Raw genomic sequence first — 17,892 nt, 5'->3', positions numbered from 1 at the left:
TAGGGCTCAAGACGCGCCATCTGCGCGTCGGTCAGCCAGAAAAGATCAGACATGTCACCGCTCGTTTTTCGAGCCGTGAATCACGCCAACCTGCGGAAAACAATGGGTCCTGACCCTAGCGCGCGTCGTGAACTGCAGCTTTCCGCCCTTTGTGTCCGTGCCTGGCGACATGCTGCACCTGATACAAATGTCTTGGAAGGGCTGGCTCCGGTAATTTGCTGCGGCAGGCACGAAGGTCCGCTTATGCGTTCGCGACCACCAAGGCGCTGCTTCGCATGGGGTCAGCTGAGGTCTCTGGCAGGGATCCAGGCTAGTCGCCTGCCGATGCCCCCCCCGGGGGTACCCTGAAAATCGGGGCAGAATGCTCCTGACCGGTGAGGGGACCGCCGTTTTCGTACGCGGCTAATTGGAGAAAAAAGCCCACCTTACCTTGAGTGGGGCGCAAACTTTAGCCCAGCCTGCCGGCCGCTGGTTCTGCTCCCAGCTCTTTCGCGATGTCGTCGTCCAGCGGGGTTCGGTAGGTCATCAGAAGATAGCCCAGGATCGAATAGAAACCGACCGTGGCAATCAGGTCGATGACCGCCGCACGGCCGATTGCGGCGGCCAGCTCGGCCTCCTGCTCGGGCGAAAGCATGTGATCGTCCAGCAGGGCGTCGACTGCGCGCACGATCAACCCCTCCTCACCCTGAGGCATGTCGCGGATCGCGGCGATGCGGGCGTCGGACAGGCCCAGTTTGCGCGCCCGGCTGACGTGCTGCTGCCATTCGTAAGACGACCCCAGCCGGACGGCGGCGCGCAGGATCACCACCTCGGAGCGGACGGGCCCCAGGGCGCTGTCCTTCACCACATGCTGGCGCAGGGGCGCCCAGGCGCGCAGCAGCGCCGGGTGATGGGCCATGGTGCGATAGACGTTCAGCTGTCCGGCGAAACCGTCCCGCAGGTCGGCGATCTCCTCGGGCCAGTCGGCGTCGGTCAGGGGCGGGCAGGGGGTGTCGGTCATGTCAGGTCTCGTCGAGGGTGCGGGCATAAAGGGCCGGACGGCGGTCGGCCCAGATCCCGGTGAAACTGCGGTAGCGGGCCACCTCGGCCAGGTCGAGGGAGACGCGCAGCACCTCTTCGCGGTCATGGTCGAGCCGGCCCAGCACCCGGCCATCGGGCGCCACGGCGCAGGAGCGGCCGAAGAACCGCTGGTCGCCATGGGTGCCGGCACGGTTGCAGGACAGGAAGTGCACACCGTTCTCGACCGCCCGTGTATAGGCGCGGTGCAGGAAGAGGTCCTCATCCACCACCGGGGCGCCGTCCGCCCCGAAAGAGGCCCAGACCGAGGTGATGATCTCGGCCCCCTGCGCAGCCAGGGCGCGGGTCACCTCGGGGAAGCGGATGTCGTAGCAGATCTGCATTCCAAGTGTCGTGCGGAGGGCCGGGAAGACCGGCAGGGCGTCCCCGGGGGTGAAGTAGAGTTTTTCATTCTGCCACTGGTGGGTCTTCACGTAGATCCCCGCGACGCCGTCGGGTGTAATCAGCACGGACGCGTTGTGAAGGACCCCTGCCAGCCGCGCATCGCGCAGGCCGAGGCCCGCGACCAGGGTGACCCCCAGCTCGGCGGCCAGGGCGGCCAGGGTGGCGATCTCCTCGCCTGCGGGGTCGGCACAGGCGGCGCAAAGGGCCTCGCCATAGTGCGGCACCTTGGTCACGAAGGGGCCGCCGGGCACCAGGGGTTCCACATAGCCGGTGTTGGACAGCTCTGGGAAGACGATCAGAACGGCGCCCGCCGCCGCCTCGGTCCGGACGTACTCGCCCATGCGGACGAAGTTGCGGGCCGGGTCGAGAGGGGCGGCGTCGAACTGAACGAGATGGGCGGCGATCATGCGGGCTCCGTCACGCGGCGGCCTTTGGCGAAATCCCAGTCGCGACCGGGGGCGGCCTCCAGCAGGGCGCAGGTATAGGCGTGTTGCGGGTTGGCCAGAACCTGCCCTGCCGGGCCGAATTCCACAACCTCGCCGCGCCGCATAACCATCACGTCGTCGCAGATCTGCGCCGCCACGCGCAGGTCGTGGGTGATGAACAGGACCGCCAGATTGCGCCGCGCCTGCACCTCGGCCAGCAGGTCCAGCACCTGGGCCTGGACCGAGACGTCCAGTGCCGAGACAGCCTCGTCGGCCACAATCACATCAGGTGACATCATCAGGGCGCGGGCGATAGCGATGCGCTGGCGCTGGCCGCCCGAGAACTGGTGCGGATAGCGCGACAGCGCATCGCGGGGCAGGCCCACCACCTCCAGCAGCTCACCGGCCCTGGCCAACGCCTCGGCGCGCGGCTCGCCCGCGTTCAGGGCGCCCTCGACCAGGCTGTCGCCGGTGGTCAAGCGGGGGTTCAGAGAGCGGTTCGGATCCTGAAAGATCATCTGCACCGCGCGGCGGGCAGGGGCCAGGGCCGTCTGCCCCTCCAGCGGGGCTATGTCATGGCCGTTGACCAGGATCGCGCCCGAGGTCGGATCCTCGAGCCGCAGCACGCAGCGCGCCACGGTGGATTTGCCGCTGCCGCTTTCGCCGACGATGCCTAAGGTGCGCCCCCGGTCGAGGCGGAAGCTGACGTCGCTGACCGCCTGCACCCGGTGGCCGGGGCGGCGCATCAGCTTGCTGAGGGCCGAGCGGAACTCGAAGACCTTGTTGACCTCGACCAGCTCGAGCACATGCTCAGGCGCCTCTTGCGCGCGCGCCGGGCGCGGGGTCAGGGCGGGCACGGCGGCCAGAAGGTCGCGGGTGTATTGTTCGCGCGGGGCGCTCAGCACCTCTTCGGTGGTGCCGGTCTCGACCACCTCGCCGTGGCGCATGACACAGACGCGGTCGGCGATGTCGACGACCACGCCCATGTCATGGGTGATGAACAGAACGGCGGTATTCATCTCGTCCTGCAGCTTGCGGATCAGTTCCAGGATCTGCTTCTGGGTGGTCACGTCCAGAGCTGTGGTGGGCTCGTCCGCGATCAGCAGCTTGGGCTTCAGCGCCAGGGCCATGGCGATCATCACCCGCTGGCGCTGGCCGCCCGACAACTGGTGCGGATAGCTGTCGTAGATGCGCGGCGGGTCGGGGAGGTTGACGCTTTCGAAGGCGGCGATGGCGGCGGCCTTGCGGTCCGGCCCGCGCATCCTGGTATGGGCGCGGTAGATCTCGTCCATCTGCAACCCGATGGTCAGCACCGGGTTCAGCGCCGTCATCGGTTCCTGAAAGATCATCGCCATCTCGGCGCCGCGCAGGGCCTTGTTGCGGGCGGGAGGGGCGGTGATGATATCCTCGCCGTTCAGCTCGGCACGCCCTGCCGTCACCTGCAATTCGCCGCGCGGCAGCAGGTCCATGGTGACCAGCGAGGTGACGGATTTGCCCGAGCCGCTTTCGCCCACCAGGCACAGGGTTTCGCCCGGGGCGATGTCGAAGGTCAGGCCCTTCAGGATCTCTGCCGGGCGGCGGCCCATGGTGGCGACGCGCAGGTCGCGGACCGACAGGACGGGTTGGCCGGATTGGGAAACGGTCATCACGAACGGCCTTTCATCTTGGGATCCAGCCTGTCACGCAGCGCATCGCCCAGCAGGTTGATTGACAGGATGCACAGCGACAGCACGATGGCGGGCCAGTAGACCAGCCAGGGGTTCATCGCGAAGTAAAGGCGCCCCTCGGCCATGATGTTGCCCCAGGTGGGGGTCTCGGTGCCGATGCCGACGCCGAGGAACGAAAGCGCCGCCTCGGTCAGGATGGCAGAGGCGTAGATATAGGTGCCTTGGACGATCAGCGGCGCGATGGTCGAGGGCAGCAGGTGGCGCCAGATCATCCGCATCGGCCGGGTGCCCAACAGGACGGCGGCCTCGACGAAGGTTTCCGACCGGGTGGCCAGCACGCGTGAGCGGACCAGGCGCACCACCTGCGGGATCTCGGGCAGCATGATGGCGATGATCACCGTGGTCAGTCCGGCCTTGGTCAGGGCGACAATGGCGATGGCCAGCAGGATGCCGGGGATTGCCATCAGCCCGTCCATGGCCCGCATCAGCACGGCGTCCAGTCCCCGGAACCAGCCCGCCAGCAGCCCCAGGGGCAGGCCGATGACAATGGCGCCAATGGCCACGCCCGCGCCCACCATCAGCGACACCCGGGCGCCGTAGACCACGCGGGAATAGAGATCGCGACCGAAACTGTCGGTGCCCATCCAGTAGGTGCCATCGGCGGGTTTCAGGCGCATCATGGCGTTCAGCTCGGTCGGGGCGAAATTCGCCAGGCGCGGCGCGAAGAGGGCCATGGCGACGATCGCCAGCAGCACGGCCAGGGCCAGCAGGGTGGTCCAATGCGGCGGCGTTTCCAGAAGCCGCTTGCGCAATGCGGCAGGGGCGCTTTGGGTCTGGCTCATTGATAGCGGATCCTCGGGTCGGTCAGCGCGTAGGACAGGTCGATCAGCAGGTTGATCAGCACGTAGGTGCCTGCGGTCAGCAGGATGATGGCCTGGATCAGCGGGTAGTCGCGGGCCAGCACGGCGTCGACCACCAGCCGACCCAGCCCGGGGATGTTGAACACCGTTTCGGTGACCACCACGCCCGAGATCATCATGGCGAAACCGGTGCCGATCACGGTCAGGATCGGGATCGCCGCGTTGCGCAGGGCGTGGCGGAACAGCACGATGCCCTCGGGCAGGCCTTTGGCGCGGGCGGTGCGCACGTAGTCCTCGCGCAGCACCTCCAGCATCGAGGCGCGGGTCATGCGCGAGATCAGCGCGATGTAGATCGAGGCCAGCGCCAGGCCGGGCAGGAAGATGCGATGCGCGAAGGGGCCGATGCCATCGGCCAGGGCCTTGTAGCCCTGCACCGGGAACCAGCGCAGGTTCACCGCGAATACCCCGATCAGCACGTAGCCGATGACGAAGATCGGCACCGAAAAACCGATGACCGAAACCGCCATGACTAGCCGGTCGGTCATGCCGCCATGGCGCCAGGCGGCCAGCACGCCCATGGGCAGGGCGATCATCAGAGTCATCGCCATGGCCACCAGCGCCAGCGCCACGGTGGGGCCCAGGCGCTGGCCGATCATTTCCAGCACGGGGCGGTCGGAGATCAGAGAGCGGCCGAAATCGCCCTGGGCCATGTTGCCGATCCAGGTCAGGAATTGCACCGACAGCGGGTCGTTCAGCCCGAGGCTGTCGCGGATCGCCTCCAGTTGGTCGAGAGAGGCCTGGTCGCCGGCAATGGCCTGCGCCGGATCCCCGGGGGTGAGGCGCAGCAGCAGGAAGACGAAGACCGCGACGAAGAACATCACGGGGATGGCCATCAGAAGCCTGCGCAGGAAATAGGTGAGCATCGCTGTCTCCGGGACGGGGAAGGGGCGAAGAAAAGGGGACGGGCGGCGAAAGGGGGCCGCCGCCCGTCCAAGTCGGGGAGAGAGGTTACTTGTCGACGCCCCAGAACAAGGTGATCGGGCCAGACTGGATGTCCTGCAGCTCGGTCCGCCAGGCGGCGACGGATTTGAACTCGCCCGCGTTGAAGTAGAAGCTGTCGTCCCAGGCGATCTGCTGGATCTCCTCGGCGATTTCCTTCTGCTCGTCCAGGGTGCCTGCGGTCAGGTAGTCGGCGCGCAGCTCTTCCATGCGGGCGTTCACCGGCCAGCCGGCCCAGGTGTTGTCATCGCCCGAGCCGTTGATCAGCGAATGCACCAGCGGGTTCCAGATGCCCGCGACGCCCCAGTAGGTGAAGAAGAAGTTCCAGCCGCCCTCGTCGACCGGCTGCCAGCCGTTCTTGCGCGATTGCAGGGTCGACCAGTCCATCGAGGCGACCTCGACTGCGAAGCCCGCTTCGCGCATCCGCTCGGCGGCGACGATGGGCTGCGTGGTCAGCACGGTCAGGTCGGTGGGCTGCATCATCAGCACCGGGGTGCCGTCGTAGTCCGATGCCGCCAGCAGTTCCTGCGCCTTGGCCATCCGGTCTTCCGCGCTGCCTTCGAGGTATTCCGCACCCACGTCAGAGGCCAGCGGGACCTCGCAGCCGTAGATCGACGGGCAAAGCTGGTAGTACTCGGAATTGCCGATCGCGGTCTGCATGATGGTTTCCTGATCCAGCGCGTACATCACGGCCTTGCGGATCTGGGGATCATCGAAGGGCGGCAGGCGGTGGTTGAACCGGCCCGTCACCTGGGCGCCCAGCGGGTTGAGGATGCCGGTCTCGACCTCTTCGTTCATCGCCAGCAGCGGCAGCAGGTCGATGGTGACCTGTTCGATCAGGTCCACGTCACCCGACTGAATGGCGTTGATCGAGGTCTGCATGTCGGGCATCGCCTGCCAGACCACGCGGTCCACGTTCACCACTTTGGCGCCGGCGGTCCAGCTGGCGGGCTCTTCGCGGGGCACGTAGTCCTCGTTCTTCACGTAGACGGCCTGATCGCCGGGGCGGTATTCATCCGCCACGAACTTGAAGGGACCCGACCCTATGATCTCGGGGATCTGCTCGCCCACAGGGGTGTCGGCCAGGCGTTTGGGCATCATGAAGGCGGGGATGGGCGAGGGTTTTGCCAGCAGTTCCAGAACAGGGCCGAAGGGCGATTTCATGTGGATCACCAACTCGCTGTCCGAGGTGGCCTCGATGCTGTCGACATACTCCATCATGGTCTGGGCCGAGCCGTCGCGTTGCGACCAGCGCATCAGCGAGGCAACGCAATCCTCGGCGGTGACCGGGGTGCCGTCGTGCCACATCAGCCCGTCGCGCAGGGTCAGGGTGTAGGTCAGCATGTCGTCAGAAACCACGTAGTCGGCCATCTGCGGTTGCGGCTGATAGTCCTCGTCCATGCCCAGCAGGGTCTCGAACACCATGAAGCCATGGGTGCGGACGATCTGCGCGGTGCTCAGATGCGGATCAAGCGAGCGCAGCGGCGCCTGCATGACGGCGGTCAGGGTGGTTTCGGCCCAGGCGGGCAGGGCGACGGTGCCCGCCAGCATGGCGGCCAGGCCGAGGGTCTTCAGGGAGTGGAAAGTCATTGTCATTCTCCGTGTTGGGGGGACAGTTTCTTGTTGTTATTCAATTGGGTGTGCCGGATCGGCGCACCAGGGGTAGACCCGGCTGGTGTCCAGCTGGGCATAGGGGATCAGTCGCACATCGGCGGGGCCCAGGTCCGGCGTGTCGGTGACCAGGATCGCCGCCGCCAGGGGCGTGTAGAAATCGCGGAAATGGGTCTTCGAGCGCAGCAGGATCACGTCATAGTCCTCTGGCCGCTCGTCGAAGATGTAGAAGGGGTCGCCATCCACCGCGAAGGCGAAATGCGAGGTGATCGAAATCCGCACCGAGCCTGCCTCGACCAGGGCGGTCAGCCCCAGATCAACCGGCGCCCCCTGCTGGTAACGGCCCGAGACGGCAAAGCGTTTCTCGCCGGTCCACAGGACGCGCACCGGCAGCTTTAGCGGGCCGCCGGTTTCCGGGGCGCTTTTGCCGCCCAGGTGCAGGGTGACTTCGGCCCCCGCCCCGGCGGCATGGGCGGCGGCGGCGCTTTCGGGATCCAGCAGGAAGGGCACCATGACGCGGCCAAGATCCGCCTTCAGCGCGGCGCGCAGCCCATGGGTGCTGTCGTTCATCCGGTCGGCATGTTCCAGGATCACCACCGGCGCGCCGCTGCCGCGCATCCGCGCCGCCTCGGCGATGGCCTCGTCCATCTGCCAGATCGGCACCGCGTCGAAGAGAGCGGCGCGGGCCTCGTGGATCTTCTCGGCAAGGCGGGTCGCCTTCTCTTCTGCCGCCGCCTGGCCCTGCCAGTCCAGGCAGATGACCGACATGCCGGTATTGGCGCTGTCGGCATAGGCGAAGCCGCCCATGACCGAGATGTCGCAATCGCCCGCCGCCTCTTCGGCCCGGGCCCGGGCGATGAGCGAGGCCAGCGGTTCCAGCGCGGTGGCCGACAGGATCGAGGGGATGACCACGTTCGGGCGGGCCACGGCCAGGCCGGGTGTCTTGCCGGTCTGGATCATCCGCAGCAGGGCGGCACTGGCGCGTTCGCCGGTTTGGCCCATGTCGATATGGGGCGAATGGCGATAGGCCACGGCGATGTCGGCCTCGGCCAGGGTCGCGGCGTCGATATTGCCGTGATAATCCAGCGCAACCGCAATCGGCAGATCCGGGCAGGCGGCGCGGGCGCGGGCGATCATGTGGCGTTCCACATCCGCGAACCCCGGCGCCCAGCAGGCCCCGTGCAGGTAGAGGACCAGTCCGTCCAGCGGCCCCGAGTTGGTCAGCCCCGCGACAAGCTCGTCGGCGAAGGCGGTGACGCCGTCATCCGCCGCAGGGCCCAGGGCGCCCAGCAGGCTGTGGAACAGCGGCACCATCTCGGCCCCCGCCGCGTCCAGCACCTGCAGCGCGCCGCCCGCCACCGTGTTGGTGCCCCGGTACTGCGCCGGGATCTCGGCGCCGCGAAAGCAGACCCGCTCGAAATCGGCCCGGGTCGAGACCTGGGGCACGGCGGTCACGGATTCCAGGTTGAACCCGGCAAAGGCGATGCGGCGCGTCATCGGCTCAGCCCTCCGTCACGCGGCGGATGGCACGGGCGAGGCGGTCGGTGATCTGGTCGATCTCCGCCTCGGTGCAGACATAGGGCGGGGCCAGCAACACGTGATCGCCGTGGATGCCGTCGATGGTGCCGCCCATGGGATAGCACAGCAGCCCCTCGGCCATGGCCTCGGCCTTGATCCGGGCGTGGATCTTGTGGGACGGGTCGAAGGGGGTCTTGCTGTCGCGGTCGGCCACGATCTCGATCCCGCGGAAGAGGCCCCGGCCCCGGATGTCGCCCACGTGGGGGCTCTGGCCCAGGGCCGCATCCAGGCCGGCCTGCAAGTGTGCGCCCAGGCGGTTGACCTGCGCCATCAGTCCAGGACGGGTGATGATCTCGACTACCTTGTTGGCGGCGGCGGCGGCGATGGGATGGCCGATGTAGGTATGCCCGTGCTGGAACAGGCCCGAGCCGTCGCGGAAGGCCTCGTAGATCTGCTGCGACAGAAGCACCCCGCCGACCGGCTGATAGCCGCCGCCCAGCCCCTTGGCGATGGTGACGATGTCGGGCACGACGCCTTCCTGTTCGAAGGCAAAAAGGCTGCCGGTGCGGCCCATGCCGCACATCACCTCGTCGAAGATCAGCAGGATCCCGTGGCGGTCGCAGATGGCGCGGATGCGCTGGAAGTAATCGGCCACGGGGGGCACGGCGCCCAGGGTGGCGCCGACGACCGGTTCGGCCACGAAGGCCATCACCTGGTCGCCGCCCAGCTCTTCGATCTTCTGTTCCAGTTCCTCGGCCAGCCGGGCGGCATAGGCCTCGGGCGTCTCCTCGGGACGTTGATCACGGTAGGGATAGCAGGGCGAGACGTGATGCGTCTCGGGCAGGATCGGCTGGAATTGCACCCGGCGCATGGCATTGCCGCCCGCCGCCAGGGCACCGATGGTATTGCCGTGATAGCTTTGCCGTCGGGCGATGATGTGGCGCCGCTCTGGCTGGCCGATCTCGACGTAATACTGCCGCGCCATCTTCAGCGCCGCCTCCACTGCCTCGGAGCCGCCGGACACCAGATAAAGCCAGTTCAACGGATTGGGCGCCAGGGCGGTCAGCCGCTCGGCCAGCTCTTCCGCCGGCGCGGTGGTGAAGAAGGAGGTATGGGCGTAGGAGATCCGGTCCATCTGCTCCTTCATCGCTGCCAGCACCTCGGGGTGGTCATGACCGAGGCAGCTGACCGCCGCACCGCCCGACCCGTCGATGTAGCTGCGCCCGGCGGCATCGGAGATCGTCACGCCGCGGCCGGAAATGGCATGGGGCAGCGGGGCGCCGATCTTGCGGTGAAGGAGTTTGGTCATGGTCTTGTCCGTACTGCGTCCCGGCCGGGGCCGGAGGGGAATCGCGGAACATGCCGCGGCTTCCTCTTGGTTCGCAGAGCGCGACGCGTATTGCAACAAATGTTTCACAGGATGGTTGTGCGAAACGTATGGCTCTTGTTTTTCGTCTGTGAAACGTTCAAATCTTCCTCACATGGTGCCAGTCCGCATCTATTCTTAGGAATGCGTTGTCTTTCCGGGCCGTGAGGCGCAGAAAGAGGGTCGGATCAGGACAGAGAGTGAAACGAATGTTGCAACAGGATGCCCTGCGGGACCGGATCGTCGCCCGCTTTGACGAGATGTCACCGCAATTGCAGCAGGCCGCCCGCTACATCCTTGAGAACACCCAGGAGGTGGCCTTGGTCTCGATGCGGGAACTGGCGCGCAATGCGGGCGTGCAGCCGGCGACGATGACCCGGTTGGCCAAGTTCCTGGACCTGTCCGGCTATGAGGACATCCGGGCCCATTTCTCCGAAGCGCTGCGGCTGCGCGCCGATGGCTTCGCTGCCCGGGCGCGGGAGCGCGAGGGCGAGCAGGGTCAGGCGGGCAGCGGGCTGGCCCACGACATGTTGCAGAGCCTTTCAGCGCAGATCGCCCGGTTGAGCGAACCGGAGGCGCTGGCCCGTCTGGAAGGGGCGGCGGATCTGCTGGGGCAGGCGCGGCGGGTCTACGTGCTGGGCCTGCGCTCGTGCCATTCGGTGGCCTGGCATTTCCACTATGTCATGACCCTGCTGGGCGACCGCACCGTCCACCTGGACGGGCCGGCGGGCACCGGCGCCGACGGCCTGCTGTGGGCGGGGCCCGAGGACGTGTTGCTGGTGATCTCGATCAGCCCCTATGCGGTGCAATCGCTGGAACTGTCCGCGCTGGCCCGTGAAAAGGGCCTGTCGGTGGTGGCGATCACCGACAGCGAGGTCTCGCCCCTGATCGCGATCTCGGATCAGGTGATCCTCTGTTCGACCGAAAGCCGCACCTTCTTTCATACGCTGACCCCGGCGCTGGCGGTGTCCGAGGTCCTGTGCGGGCTGATGGCCGCGCGGGACCGCGAGGGGTCGTTGAAGGCCCTGCAGGCCGCCGACCAGCATCTGGCGACGCTGGACATCTACGCCAACACGATCCCCCGCCGCCGGATCTGACCCGAGGACTTCCCATGCCCCAGCCCCGCCGCATCGCCGTCGCCCGTCTCTGGCACGAGGCGAATTCCTTCAACCCCATCCCGACCCGGCTGGAGGATTTCAAGCGCCGCGAATGGACTCGGGGACGGGAGGCGCTGGCGGGCGCCCGGGGCACGGCGACCGAGTTGGGCGGGCTGGTGCGGTTCCTTGACGACCACCCGCACTGGCAGGTCGCGGCCTCGCGCTGCACCTCGGCGCCGCCCTTGGGCCCGGTCACCTCCGAGGCGCTGGCGGCGATCCAAGAGGAAATCCTGGCGGACCTGGCGGATCAGCCTTGGGACGGGGTCTACCTGTCGCTGCACGGGGCAATGGTGGCCGAGGGCGACCTGTCGCCGGACTTCTCCCTGATTGCCGCTGTGCGCGAGGTGATCGGCCCGGACCCGCTGCTGGCGGTCAGCCTCGACATGCACGCCTGCCTCGCTCCCTCGATGACCGGGGCGATCGACATCCTGTCGGGCTATAACACCTACCCCCACGTCGACATGGATGCCGCCGCGCTGCGGGCGCTGACCCTGATGGAGCGCGCCTTCACCCGGGGCGTGCGGCCCTCGGTCGCCCTGCGCCAGCTTGATTTCGCCCCGCTATCGCACGGTATGCGCACCGTCAGCGGGCCGATGGCAGAACTCGTGACCCTCGGAAAGGAGGCCTGCCAGGCCGAAGGCGTGGGCGACGTGTCCTTCTTCGGCGGTTTCACCTATGCCGATACCCCCAACACCCGGGCAGCCGTGGCGGTGACCCATGATCCGGGGTTGGGGCCGGACCCTCTGCTGGATCGTCTCAGCGCTGCCTATGAGGCACGCCGCGATGCCTTCCGCGTTTCCCTGCCCGGGGCTGGGGAGGGGGTCGCTCAAGCCTTGAGGCAACTGGACCAAGGCGCCCGCTGGCCCGTAACGCTGGTGGATGCGGCCGACAACCCGCTGTCGGGGGGGATCGGCGACACCACCGCGCTGTTCCGTTCTATGGTGGAGAGCGGGTCGGATCTGCCGATGCTGTTCTGCTTCTTCTTCGATCCGGACCTCGTGTCGCGGGCGCATGATCTTGGCGAGGGGGCGGCGATCGACTGTGCCCTTGGCGGGCGCATCACGTCGGAGTTCGGGGCTCCTGTGCCCTTCCACGGAGTGGTGGAGCGCCTGACCGATGGTCGTTTCCGCAACCAGGGACCGTTTGAATACGGGCGCGAGATCGACATGGGGCGCACGGCCGTGCTGCGCGCAGGCCAGATGCAGGTGGTCATCAGCGAGACCTGTCAGAGCGCCAATGATCCGGCCTGGTGCGACCTGCACAAGATCGACCTCAGCCGCATCGCGATCTTCGGCATCAAGGCGAAGAACCATTTTCGTGCGGGATTCGAGGCGCTTTGCGGTTCGATCCATGAAGTTGACTGCCCGGGTGTCGCGCCCGCCGACATGTCGCTGTTGCCCTACCGCCATGTGCCGCCTGCCTTCTACACCTGACCCCGGGTTGTCGAGGCGGTTTGCGAGATCGCGAAGACCCATGACGCGACCCCGGCGCAGGTGGCGCTGAAATGGCTGTTGGACCGGCCCGGCGTCGCGGCCCCCATCGTTGGCGCGCGCACCGTCGATCAGCTGACGGCAAACCTCGCTGCAACCGAACTCACGCTGGAGGCGGAGGCCGCTGATCGCCTCGATCAGCTCAGCCGGCCCGTGCCGCAGAAATCATACCCCTACGGTGACTTCGGCGTCGCGCAGCGCGAACGTTTCCTCGACAAGGGCGCCCAGGTCGTCTTCGAGGGGGTCAAGGACGGCGCGGACGCTCCGTTGAAGGACCGCAAGGGCTGAAGGTCCGCGCGGCCCCTCCCGGGGGAACGCCCGGGAGGGGGGACGTCGCGCCCGCCGCGGCGGTCCGACCGGCGCGAGCGTTCGCAGGCGCGGTACCTGGTTTCGGTGCGGCGGCGGACCTGAGCGACGGCTTAGACGCTTGCGGGCGCGCACAGTCGCCCGCCGGTGGCGGCGCTGGCGTCCAGCCCGGCGCAGCGCATCGCGCCCCAGGCCCCGGCCACGGCCGAGGAGATGACGGGCAGGTCGTGCCGGGCCTCGATTTCACGGTTCACGGGCAGAGTCCGCAGGCCCCCGCAGGAGATGAATAATGCATCCACCGGCGTCCCTGCGGCGTCGAGGGCGGCGTCGCCCAGATCCACCAGCCGCTCGGTCGAGGTCGATTGCACGGCATCGAGGTCCGTCAGGTGCAGGGCCTTCAGGCTGGCCACGCGGAACCCTTCGGCCTGCAGGTAGGCGACAAGCCGGTCGTTCACCTCCTCGCCATAGGCGGTGGCCACGGCCAGGGTGCGGGCGTCGAACCGGCGCATTGCCTCGATCACGCTGTCGGTCATCGTGGTTGCGGGCAGTCCGGTTGCGGCGGTGATCCCCTCGCGCAGCTCCCGCGTGAATCCGGCGCCGCGGTAGAAGCTGAGGGAGGTGCCCATGAGGGAGATGGCCTGCGCGCCGTCCGCCTTCAGCTCCGTGGCCAGGGTGGCGACGCGGTCGATCACCCCGTCATAGCCGCGCGCGGTCAGCTCGGCCAGGGCCAGGCCGCGTGCGACGAAGCGGGCGCGGTCGCCGTAAAGCTCCGTCGGTTCCGGTGGGACGTCTCCCTTCGCGGGCGGAACGATCATCCCCAGGCAGGGCAGCGGGTGGGTCGTGGTCATGGTCGTCAGTCCTGTCTTAGCCCTTGCCGTGGCCGGCGGCGGAGGGACGATTGGCCAGCTCGGCAATGGCGTCGTGGTTCAGGTCGAAACCGAGGCCGGGGCGGTCGGTCAGCGCCAGCGTGCCGGCCTCCGGCTCGGGCAGGTCGGTGAAGAGCATCCGGCAGACGGCGACGGCCGGCACGTGCCATTCCACCAGCCCGCCGTTGGCGAGGCCCGCGTGCAGATGCGCGTTGTGGAAGGGCCAGCCGCCGCCATTGGCGATCGGCACGGCAAAGGCCTCGGCCATGCCCGCCACGCGGGCGGCCTGGGTGAAGCCCCCGCCGATGGTCACGTTGGGTTGCAGCACGTCCACCGCGCGTCCCGCCAGCAGGTCGCGGAAACGGAAGGATTGCCCCTCGTTCTGGCCCGCGGCCAGCGGCAGGGGGCAGCGGGCGCGCATGTCGGCCATGGCACCGATGTCGTTACGCTGGATCGGTTCCTCGAAGAAGTCCACGTCCAGTGGCACCAGCCGTTGTGCCAGGCGCAGGGCATGCACCGGGTCGAGGTTGCAATTGGCATCGACGTAAAGGCGCGGACCGGGACCCACGGCCTCGCGCACCGCGGCGACGCGGGCCACGTCCTCGGCAATGACCTCTTCCAGGGGCGTCGCATCGCGGCGGCGCAGGGCCTCGCCCGCGACGGTCATCTTCAGCCGGGTGAAGCCCGCCTCGACCCAATCGCGGGCGGTTGTCGCGAGGTCGTCCCGGTCGAGAAAGCCGAAGCCGCAGGTGGCATAAAGCGGCACGCGGTCACGCGCCCCGCCCAGCAGTTTCCAGACCGGCAGGCCCAGGATCTTGCCTGCCAGGTCCCACAACGCGATGTCGACGGCCGCGATGGCGTGCATGGCGTAGCCGGTCTGCCCGCGCGGCGCCATCAGCCAGCACAGCCGGTCCCAGAGTGCCTCCCGCGTCAGCGGGTCGGCGCCCAGCAGGGCGGGGGCGGCCACCTCGCGGATGGCGGTGGCGACGGTCTGCTCCTCGGTGATGGCGGTGAAGCCGTGGCCGATCAGCCCGTCATCGGTCTCGATCTCGCAGATCACCACCGACAGGTCGGTTTCGCGGACCTTGCCGGCGGCCTCGATCCGGTTGGGCACGTTCAGGGCATGGGCCCGGACCGCGGTGATGCGGCGGGCCATGGGGGAGGGGGTGGACATCTCTGTCACCTCGTCATCAAGTCAGGAAGGAACAGCACGATCTGCGGGAAGAGCGTGATGAGCAGGGAGCCGAGCGCCAGGATCGCGAAGAAGGGCATCGAGCCGGCCATGATGTCGCGCATGGGCACCTGGGGGGCGATGGATTTCGTCACGAAGAGGTTGATGCCCAGGGGTGGCGTGATGCAGCCCATTTCCATGTTGATCGTCGCAAAGACGCCGAACCAGATCGGGTTCAGCCCGGTGTCGACGATGAAGGGCAGGAACATCGGCGCCACGATCACGATGATCGCGAAGGGCGGCAGGAAGCAGCCCAGCACCAGCATCAGCGCCCAGAGCAGCGCCAGCGTCACCCATTTGTTCGGGAAGGCGTTCAACAGCAGCGAGGTCAGCTCGCTGACGACCCCGTGGAAGGACAGGAACTGTGCAAAGCCGTAGGCGAAGGCCGCGATGATCAGGATCATCGAGGTGTCGCGCACGGATTTCATCAGCAGGGTCTGCCAGGTGCCAAAGCCGGTGATGCGGTAGATCACCAGGACCAGGATGATCGAGGCCAGCGCCCCCACGGCGGCGATTTCCGAGGGCGTGGCCCATCCGCCGTAGAGCGCGATCATGATGCCGGCGATCAGGGCGAAGAAGGGCAGCACCCGGCGCAGGGCCGCGCCGCTGCCGCCGCCGGTGCCGGCGGTGCGTTCCAGCTCGGCGATCTCGGCCCGTTCGGCGGGCGTCAGCGTCGCCAGGTAGCGCCGCATGCGGAACCAGGTGTAGGCCGAGAAGAGGATGACGAACATCAGTCCCGGCAGGATGCCCGCCAGGAACAGCTGCCCGATCGAGGTCTTGGTGACCACGCCGTACAGCAGCAGCACGATCGACGGCGGGATCAGGATGCCCAGGGTGCCGCCGCCCACGACCAGCCCGGTGGCCAGTTGCGGCGGGTAGCGGCGGCGCAGCATCTCCGGCACCCCGGAGGAGCCGATGGCTGCGACGGTCGCGGGGGCGGAGCCGGAGATGGCCGAGAACATGGCGCAGCCGCCAATAGTCGAGATGCCCAGGCCCCCGGGGATCGGCAGCAGCCGGCTGAGAGCGGCATAGATGTCGGATCCCGCCGGGCTGACCGAGATGATGGCGCCCATGAAGATGAACATCGGCAGGGCCACCAGTTCGATGGAATCGAGCGAGGTGAAGGCGCCTTCCGCCATATAGCGGATCTCCGAGGCGTCACCGACGGCCAGCATCATGACGAGGGTGGCGCCGGCCAGAGAGTAGCCGATGGGAAAGCCTGCCAGGATCAGCAGCAGCAGCAGGCCGGTGGCGAGGATGGCAAGGGTGATCGGGTCCATGTCAGTGGCCTCCGCCGAGGTCGGGCTGGGGGATGCGGCCGCCGCAGAGGCGGATCACGATGTCGATGCCAACCGCCAGGACCAGCAGGGCGCCGCCGATGGGAAAGGCCGCCTGCGGCAGCCACAGCGGAGGGCCCCAGATCGTGCCGGAGGTCCAGCCGGTGGACCAGGAATGGGAAAACAGGTCCCAGGCGGACCAGGTGAAGACCAGGAAAAGGGCCAGTGTCAGCAGGTCCATGACCAGTCGGTGCGCTTCGGCCGCGCGGCCCGACAGCCGGTCGGCCAGGATACGCACGCCGATCTGACCGCCGGCGCGGTCGGTATAGGCGGCGCTGAGCAAGGCCGCGTAGATCAGCGTGTAGACCGAGGCCTCCATCTCCCAGATGGTGTTCCAGCCAAGCGCCCCGCGGGAGAAGACCGCCCAGGAAATCGCGATGCAGGCGAACAGCACGCCGATCGCCGCCAGTGTCGCGGCGGCCTTTGCCAGCCCGTCGATCACGGCGCGGATCTTGAACAGGGTCGGAAGCAGCCCGCCCCCCGGGGAGGGGGCGGGGCCCGACAGGTCGTCGGTCGTCTTGGTCATTCGCCGGCGCCCACGGCCTCAAGCGCCTCGGCACCACCCTCGACCTCGTCGCGGAAGAAGGCCCAGGCATAGTCGCGCGAGGCCTGATGCCAGGCCTCGACCTGCTCGGGGGTCAGCTCATGCACCTCGACCCCGGCCTCTGCGAAGGCTTCGGCGATGCGACTGTTGTCCTCGATGCTGCGCTCGGCAAACCAGGCCTCGCTTTCCGCGATCACCGCGTTCAGCGTGGCGTAGTCCTCTTCGCCCAGCTTCTCTTCCAGGCCGGGTGCGCCGATGATCGAATGCATTGCGCCGACGAAGCCGGGGCCGACCAGCAGGTGGTCGGTCACCTCGTCCAGGCTGTAGCCCTCGAAGCTGGCATAGATGGTCAGCACGCCCGACAGGACGCCGGTTTGCATGGCCTGGTAGATTTCCGAGCCGGGCACCGAGGTGATGGTGGCGCCCAGTTCCGACATCATGATCTCGGTCGCCTGGCCCAGGCCGCGCACGCGATGGCCGTCCAGGTCCTCGGGCATGATGACCGGCTCGCCGGAGGTGCCGATGGTCGCCATGGCCCAGCCACTGCCCAGCAGTTCGACGCCGGCGCCGCTGACGGCCTCCTGCAGCATCGGCCAGATCGGCCGGTCGCGCCAGTCGACCCCGTCCAGCGGCGAGGTGACGAGGCCGGGAAGGGCGCCGATCTCTGCCAGGGGGGCGCGGCCCGACAGCCAGGGCAGCGGGTAGATCGCCAGGTCCAGGCGCCCGCGCGCCACGGCATCAGCCTGGGCGCGCGCCTTGAACAGCTGCTGGTTGGGGAAGACCTCGATCATCACCTCGCCGTCAGTTTCCTCGGCCACGCGTTCGGCGATGTAGTCGGCCCAGAGATCGCGGGTATCCCCGTCGGTGTAGGAATGGCTGAGTCGCAGCGTCGTTTCGGCGGCGGCGGGCGCGGCCAGGGTCAACGCCAGCGCGGCGCAGGTGGAGAGCATCTTGAACGTCGTCATGGGGACCTCTTTGCTGTTGGGGAAAGGATTGGTGCGCCAATCTCTATATTTGGTATACCAGGATAGGGCCGACGGAATGCCGTCTTGTC

At 67.8% G+C, this 17,892-nt stretch carries 15 protein-coding genes and 1 pseudogene; 3 read left to right on the top strand and 13 right to left on the bottom strand.

Features of this window, described 5'->3' with window-relative positions:
• Positions 1-448: 448 nt before the first annotated feature.
• The 8 genes from LC066_RS18650 to LC066_RS18615 all read right to left on the bottom strand — a co-directional run bounded on the left by LC066_RS18650 (position 449) and on the right by LC066_RS18615 (position 9,850).
• Positions 449-1,000 carry a carboxymuconolactone decarboxylase family protein gene (locus LC066_RS18650; RefSeq protein WP_224902225.1) on the bottom strand — a complete coding sequence of 184 codons (552 nt, stop codon included), beginning with the start codon at positions 998-1,000 and terminating at the stop codon, positions 449-451.
• A gap of 1 nt (position 1,001) precedes the next feature.
• Positions 1,002-1,868, bottom strand: coding sequence for a carbon-nitrogen hydrolase family protein (locus LC066_RS18645; RefSeq protein WP_224902222.1), 867 nt, complete (start codon positions 1,866-1,868; stop codon positions 1,002-1,004).
• Complete coding sequence (locus LC066_RS18640) at positions 1,865-3,532, bottom strand: ABC transporter ATP-binding protein (protein ID WP_224902220.1); 1,668 nt, start codon at positions 3,530-3,532, stop codon at positions 1,865-1,867. Before LC066_RS18640 ends, LC066_RS18645 begins: the two co-directional genes overlap by 4 nt.
• A complete protein-coding gene (locus LC066_RS18635; RefSeq protein WP_222480458.1) occupies positions 3,532-4,395 on the bottom strand; it encodes an ABC transporter permease in 864 nt (287 codons plus the stop codon). Before LC066_RS18635 ends, LC066_RS18640 begins: the two co-directional genes overlap by 1 nt.
• On the bottom strand, positions 4,392-5,336 hold the full coding sequence (locus tag LC066_RS18630; RefSeq protein ID WP_224902217.1) for an ABC transporter permease: 945 nt from the start codon (positions 5,334-5,336) through the stop codon (positions 4,392-4,394). The genes LC066_RS18635 and LC066_RS18630 overlap by 4 nt, the downstream gene beginning before the upstream one ends.
• Before the next feature lie 85 nt (positions 5,337-5,421).
• On the bottom strand, positions 5,422-7,002 hold the full coding sequence (locus tag LC066_RS18625; RefSeq protein ID WP_224902214.1) for an ABC transporter substrate-binding protein: 1,581 nt from the start codon (positions 7,000-7,002) through the stop codon (positions 5,422-5,424).
• Positions 7,003-7,038: 36 nt separating this feature from the next.
• Positions 7,039-8,520, bottom strand: coding sequence for a M81 family metallopeptidase (locus LC066_RS18620; protein WP_224902211.1), 1,482 nt, complete (start codon positions 8,518-8,520; stop codon positions 7,039-7,041).
• A gap of 4 nt (positions 8,521-8,524) precedes the next feature.
• Positions 8,525-9,850: an aspartate aminotransferase family protein gene (locus LC066_RS18615; protein WP_224902208.1), complete on the bottom strand. Its 1,326-nt coding sequence runs from the start codon at positions 9,848-9,850 to the stop codon at positions 8,525-8,527.
• 266 nt (positions 9,851-10,116) lie between these two features.
• Here LC066_RS18615 and LC066_RS18610 point away from each other — a divergent pair, with 266 nt between their 5' ends.
• The 3 genes and pseudogenes from LC066_RS18610 to LC066_RS18600 form a co-directional block, all read left to right on the top strand.
• Positions 10,117-11,004, top strand: a complete 888-nt coding sequence (locus LC066_RS18610) for a MurR/RpiR family transcriptional regulator (protein ID WP_224902206.1) — start codon at positions 10,117-10,119, stop codon at positions 11,002-11,004.
• A gap of 14 nt (positions 11,005-11,018) precedes the next feature.
• Positions 11,019-12,497, top strand: coding sequence for a M81 family metallopeptidase (locus tag LC066_RS18605; RefSeq protein ID WP_224902203.1), 1,479 nt, complete (start codon positions 11,019-11,021; stop codon positions 12,495-12,497).
• 21 nt (positions 12,498-12,518) lie between these two features.
• Positions 12,519-12,842, top strand: a pseudogene (locus LC066_RS18600) (aldo/keto reductase); the annotation flags it as partial.
• Between the two features lie 131 nt (positions 12,843-12,973).
• Here LC066_RS18600 and LC066_RS18595 read toward each other — a convergent pair.
• From LC066_RS18595 to dctP, 5 genes are read right to left on the bottom strand one after another with little or no spacing between them, the layout of a single operon-like run.
• On the bottom strand, positions 12,974-13,708 hold the full coding sequence (locus LC066_RS18595) for an aspartate/glutamate racemase family protein (RefSeq protein WP_224902201.1): 735 nt from the start codon (positions 13,706-13,708) through the stop codon (positions 12,974-12,976).
• 16 nt (positions 13,709-13,724) lie between these two features.
• Positions 13,725-14,900: a mandelate racemase/muconate lactonizing enzyme family protein gene (locus tag LC066_RS18590; protein WP_224902198.1), complete on the bottom strand. Its 1,176-nt coding sequence runs from the start codon at positions 14,898-14,900 to the stop codon at positions 13,725-13,727.
• A 5-nt stretch (positions 14,901-14,905) separates the two neighbouring features.
• Entirely contained in the window at positions 14,906-16,237 is a 1,332-nt protein-coding gene (locus tag LC066_RS18585; protein WP_224902196.1) for a TRAP transporter large permease, read from the bottom strand.
• A gap of 1 nt (position 16,238) precedes the next feature.
• The gene (locus tag LC066_RS18580; RefSeq protein WP_224902193.1) at positions 16,239-16,820 is read right to left on the bottom strand and encodes a TRAP transporter small permease; all 582 of its coding nucleotides are present in this window, start codon (positions 16,818-16,820) and stop codon (positions 16,239-16,241) included.
• A complete protein-coding gene (gene dctP, locus LC066_RS18575) occupies positions 16,817-17,803 on the bottom strand; it encodes a TRAP transporter substrate-binding protein DctP (protein WP_224902190.1) in 987 nt (328 codons plus the stop codon). The genes LC066_RS18580 and dctP overlap by 4 nt, the downstream gene beginning before the upstream one ends.
• Positions 17,804-17,892 lie beyond the last annotated feature (89 nt).

The organism is Pseudooceanicola marinus, from assembly GCF_020177265.1.
Taxonomy (GTDB): Bacteria; Pseudomonadota; Alphaproteobacteria; order Rhodobacterales; family Rhodobacteraceae; genus Pseudooceanicola; species Pseudooceanicola marinus_A.
The sequence above is the reverse complement of the archived record's forward strand: the minus strand, read 5'-3'. Positions and strand labels throughout refer to the sequence as shown.

Excerpts from the sequence above, each read along its gene's own strand:
- LC066_RS18650 (WP_224902225.1), bottom strand. The coding sequence starts at position 1,000 with ATGACCGACACCCCCTGCCCGCCCCTGACCGACGCCGACTGGCCCGAG.
- LC066_RS18645 (WP_224902222.1), bottom strand. The coding sequence starts at position 1,868 with ATGATCGCCGCCCATCTCGTTCAGTTCGACGCCGCCCCTCTCGACCCG.
- LC066_RS18640 (WP_224902220.1), bottom strand. The coding sequence starts at position 3,532 with ATGACCGTTTCCCAATCCGGCCAACCCGTCCTGTCGGTCCGCGACCTG.
- LC066_RS18635 (WP_222480458.1), bottom strand. The coding sequence starts at position 4,395 with ATGAGCCAGACCCAAAGCGCCCCTGCCGCATTGCGCAAGCGGCTTCTG.
- LC066_RS18630 (WP_224902217.1), bottom strand. The coding sequence starts at position 5,336 with ATGCTCACCTATTTCCTGCGCAGGCTTCTGATGGCCATCCCCGTGATG.
- LC066_RS18625 (WP_224902214.1), bottom strand. The coding sequence starts at position 7,002 with ATGACTTTCCACTCCCTGAAGACCCTCGGCCTGGCCGCCATGCTGGCG.
- LC066_RS18620 (WP_224902211.1), bottom strand. The coding sequence starts at position 8,520 with ATGACGCGCCGCATCGCCTTTGCCGGGTTCAACCTGGAATCCGTGACC.
- LC066_RS18615 (WP_224902208.1), bottom strand. The coding sequence starts at position 9,850 with ATGACCAAACTCCTTCACCGCAAGATCGGCGCCCCGCTGCCCCATGCC.
- LC066_RS18610 (WP_224902206.1), top strand. The coding sequence starts at position 10,117 with ATGTTGCAACAGGATGCCCTGCGGGACCGGATCGTCGCCCGCTTTGAC.
- LC066_RS18605 (WP_224902203.1), top strand. The coding sequence starts at position 11,019 with ATGCCCCAGCCCCGCCGCATCGCCGTCGCCCGTCTCTGGCACGAGGCG.
- LC066_RS18595 (WP_224902201.1), bottom strand. The coding sequence starts at position 13,708 with ATGACCACGACCCACCCGCTGCCCTGCCTGGGGATGATCGTTCCGCCC.
- LC066_RS18590 (WP_224902198.1), bottom strand. The coding sequence starts at position 14,900 with ATGTCCACCCCCTCCCCCATGGCCCGCCGCATCACCGCGGTCCGGGCC.
- LC066_RS18585 (WP_224902196.1), bottom strand. The coding sequence starts at position 16,237 with ATGGACCCGATCACCCTTGCCATCCTCGCCACCGGCCTGCTGCTGCTG.
- LC066_RS18580 (WP_224902193.1), bottom strand. The coding sequence starts at position 16,820 with ATGACCAAGACGACCGACGACCTGTCGGGCCCCGCCCCCTCCCCGGGG.
- dctP (WP_224902190.1), bottom strand. The coding sequence starts at position 17,803 with ATGACGACGTTCAAGATGCTCTCCACCTGCGCCGCGCTGGCGTTGACC.